3 protein-coding genes are annotated in these 3,738 nt (G+C 50.3%); 2 read left to right on the forward strand and 1 reads right to left on the reverse strand.

Annotation, left to right across the window (positions count from 1 at the left end):
- The first annotated feature begins 101 nt into the window (after window positions 1-101).
- Entirely contained in the window at window positions 102-1,370 is a 1,269-nt protein-coding gene (locus tag AB5Y97_RS04885; RefSeq protein ID WP_041206016.1) for an IS4-like element ISAeme4 family transposase, read from the forward strand.
- 79 nt (window positions 1,371-1,449) lie between these two features.
- A complete protein-coding gene (locus tag AB5Y97_RS04890) occupies window positions 1,450-2,085 on the forward strand; it encodes a hypothetical protein (RefSeq protein WP_368157309.1) in 636 nt (211 codons plus the stop codon).
- A gap of 283 nt (window positions 2,086-2,368) precedes the next feature.
- Here the strand turns inward: AB5Y97_RS04890 and AB5Y97_RS04895 are convergent, their stop codons facing one another.
- Entirely contained in the window at window positions 2,369-3,637 is a 1,269-nt protein-coding gene (locus tag AB5Y97_RS04895; protein WP_041206016.1) for an IS4-like element ISAeme4 family transposase, read from the reverse strand.
- Window positions 3,638-3,738 lie beyond the last annotated feature (101 nt).

Consider the following 3,738-nt stretch of genomic DNA (forward strand, 5'->3'; position numbering starts at 1 on the left):
CATGTACAGGATCTTTAGCAGCAACCAATTGAAATAGATATAAAAATGGCTTCGATTGTGATCTGATTTTATCGCCAAACAAAACCGCCACGCACGAAGCCATGACCATTATCGATGCCAACCACTATCTTGAGCAACTTCTCTCTCCTGCCGAACTCGACCGCATTGCCCGTGACTGCCAATTTTGCTTGCGCAAACGAGCCATTACGCCTGCCATGCTGGTGACTGCACTCTTGCGGGCACTTGGCTGCGACCAGGTCGATGGTATCGCTGGATTGCACCATCATTTCAATGCCTTGCAACTGGTTGATGCCCATCAGGTTTCCTACAAGCCCTTTCACAACCAGTTGCGCAAAGCGTCGTTCGCCCTGTTCATGAAGGCGCTGGTTGAACGGGCTATCGCCTTGCGTATCGGCCAACAGATGAAGACTGCATCCCTTGGCGCATTCAAACAGGTGTTGTTGCAGGATGGTACTTCCTTTGCCGTCCACAAAAGCCTGGCCGAAGTGTTTCCGGGAAGGTTCAAGACCATTAGCCCGGCGGCAATCGAGTGTCATATGCTCATGTCTCTATTGGAGCAAAGTCCAGTTTGCATGCAGGTCTCTGCCGATACGGCGTCAGAGCGCCAGTTCCTGCCTGAGCCCGAGCGGCTCAATAACAGCCTGCTGTTGGCGGACGCGGGTTACATCGATATGGCCTACTTTGCGAAACTAAACGAGGCGGGCGGTTTCTATCTGGTCAGGGGTAGTAAGAGCCTGAACCCGAAGATTATCCGGGCATGGCGCGGTGACGAACGGGAAGTGCCGAAGCTGGCGGGCCTGTCACTCAAGGATGCTGGACGGCGGCACTGTCGGGCAGAGGTACTGGATATGGTGGTGAAATCGGGCAAGTTCGAGTATCGGCTGATCCGACGCTGGTTTGCCGAGGAGAAACGGTTCTGTATCTGGATGACCAATCTGCCACGAGAGGCATGGCCAGCAGAGCGGGTGATGAGCCTGTACCGCTGTCGTTGGCAGGTGGAGCTGCTGTTTAAGGAGTGGAAGTCGCACAACCGGCTCAAGGGCTTTGTGACAGGTCAGAAAGCCATTGCCGAGGGGCTGGTGTGGGCCAGCCTGTTGTCGCTGGTGATGAAAAGACGGGTAGCTCAGACGCTGATGGGGGACGGTTTATCCACACTGAAAGCGGCGAAAAATAGCGGAACCTGGTGGTTCCCGTTATTGGAAGCGGTGGCTCATCGGGTGTTGGTGGAAATAAGAGAGCGTCTGGAATGGGCTGCCGTTTACTTGGCGAAAAATGCCCGTCGAACCAAGCAGCGAAAATCGATACAGAACAGGACCTTAGAAGGAATTTCAAATGAAGTGTTTTCTTAAGGTCCTGTATATGAAGAGAGTAATAGATCAGAACGGCCGATCGCCGTCAAGCACTGAAAATAGCAAAATCAGGTGCGGAATGACGGATAAGAATAGTATTCTAATAGCATCACTCATTACCATAGTTGTATCCCCAATATTTATTTATGTTAATATTTTTAATGGTGGGATATCACATGAACACTCTCGCTGGGCTGAGTTTGGTTCAGCTATTGGTGGGATCTATGCCCCAATAGTTGGGGGGCTCACGTTATTTGTTTTACTCCGTCAGGTTGGTTTGCAGGAACAGGTAAACGACCAGTATTATTTACAGCAGGCAAGAGAGGATATCGAGTTTTATGCGTCACAATTATCGACTATCCTCGATGACCCCTTGGTTGGTGACGTGTCATTGCGTGCGGTGCTTCATGAGAGGTTTATGTTATGTAACACTGAAACGTTATCTTCTGAAGAGATGAAAGAGATTGCTATCGATATTCATCGAATAATACCTAAATCGATTGATATGTGGTCTGCAATTTATCATATTTTAATCGGTTTAACTGCTGTTGATTCTGCTCAATTCAAAATGACATTATCGTCATCTAAACAGAAGCTTATTGCATTACTTAGTATAGAAATTTGTGTGGCTTTAGATAATCTTCATTTTTCTCGGTCACATGAAACTTGTAGCTTCAACTATGAGTTTAGCCCCTACTTGGATAAAGTTAATTAAAAGTCCGTAGGTTCGATTCATGTACAGCTCGTAGGTTCGATTAGCGAAGCGTAATCGGACGTTCGCGTTCTTTAAGACGATGCCATAAAAATAATGCCCCACATGTTAAATAAAAAGAGACCGGCTATCAGCCGGTCTCTTTTTATTTATCGCAACCCTTACGCCTGCGGCGGGGTACTTTCCGCGTTGGATATCACCGCACCCACCTCAACCAAGTCTGCTATGGGCCTTATTTATCTGATGACAAGGGCACCATGGTTAATACCAGCTCATATACAGGACCTTAAGAAAACACTTCATTTGAAATTCCTTCTAAGGTCCTGTTCTGTATCGATTTTCGCTGCTTGGTTCGACGGGCATTTTTCGCCAAGTAAACGGCAGCCCATTCCAGACGCTCTCTTATTTCCACCAACACCCGATGAGCCACCGCTTCCAATAACGGGAACCACCAGGTTCCGCTATTTTTCGCCGCTTTCAGTGTGGATAAACCGTCCCCCATCAGCGTCTGAGCTACCCGTCTTTTCATCACCAGCGACAACAGGCTGGCCCACACCAGCCCCTCGGCAATGGCTTTCTGACCTGTCACAAAGCCCTTGAGCCGGTTGTGCGACTTCCACTCCTTAAACAGCAGCTCCACCTGCCAACGACAGCGGTACAGGCTCATCACCCGCTCTGCTGGCCATGCCTCTCGTGGCAGATTGGTCATCCAGATACAGAACCGTTTCTCCTCGGCAAACCAGCGTCGGATCAGCCGATACTCGAACTTGCCCGATTTCACCACCATATCCAGTACCTCTGCCCGACAGTGCCGCCGTCCAGCATCCTTGAGTGACAGGCCCGCCAGCTTCGGCACTTCCCGTTCGTCACCGCGCCATGCCCGGATAATCTTCGGGTTCAGGCTCTTACTACCCCTGACCAGATAGAAACCGCCCGCCTCGTTTAGTTTCGCAAAGTAGGCCATATCGATGTAACCCGCGTCCGCCAACAGCAGGCTGTTATTGAGCCGCTCGGGCTCAGGCAGGAACTGGCGCTCTGACGCCGTATCGGCAGAGACCTGCATGCAAACTGGACTTTGCTCCAATAGAGACATGAGCATATGACACTCGATTGCCGCCGGGCTAATGGTCTTGAACCTTCCCGGAAACACTTCGGCCAGGCTTTTGTGGACGGCAAAGGAAGTACCATCCTGCAACAACACCTGTTTGAATGCGCCAAGGGATGCAGTCTTCATCTGTTGGCCGATACGCAAGGCGATAGCCCGTTCAACCAGCGCCTTCATGAACAGGGCGAACGACGCTTTGCGCAACTGGTTGTGAAAGGGCTTGTAGGAAACCTGATGGGCATCAACCAGTTGCAAGGCATTGAAATGATGGTGCAATCCAGCGATACCATCGACCTGGTCGCAGCCAAGTGCCCGCAAGAGTGCAGTCACCAGCATGGCAGGCGTAATGGCTCGTTTGCGCAAGCAAAATTGGCAGTCACGGGCAATGCGGTCGAGTTCGGCAGGAGAGAGAAGTTGCTCAAGATAGTGGTTGGCATCGATAATGGTCATGGCTTCGTGCGTGGCGGTTTTGTTTGGCGATAAAATCAGATCACAATCGAAGCCATTTTTATATCTATTTCAATTGGTTGCTGCTAAAGATCCTGTACATG

This window comes from Aeromonas sp. R10-2 (assembly GCF_040908445.1).
Lineage (GTDB): Bacteria > Pseudomonadota > Gammaproteobacteria > Enterobacterales > Aeromonadaceae > Aeromonas > Aeromonas veronii.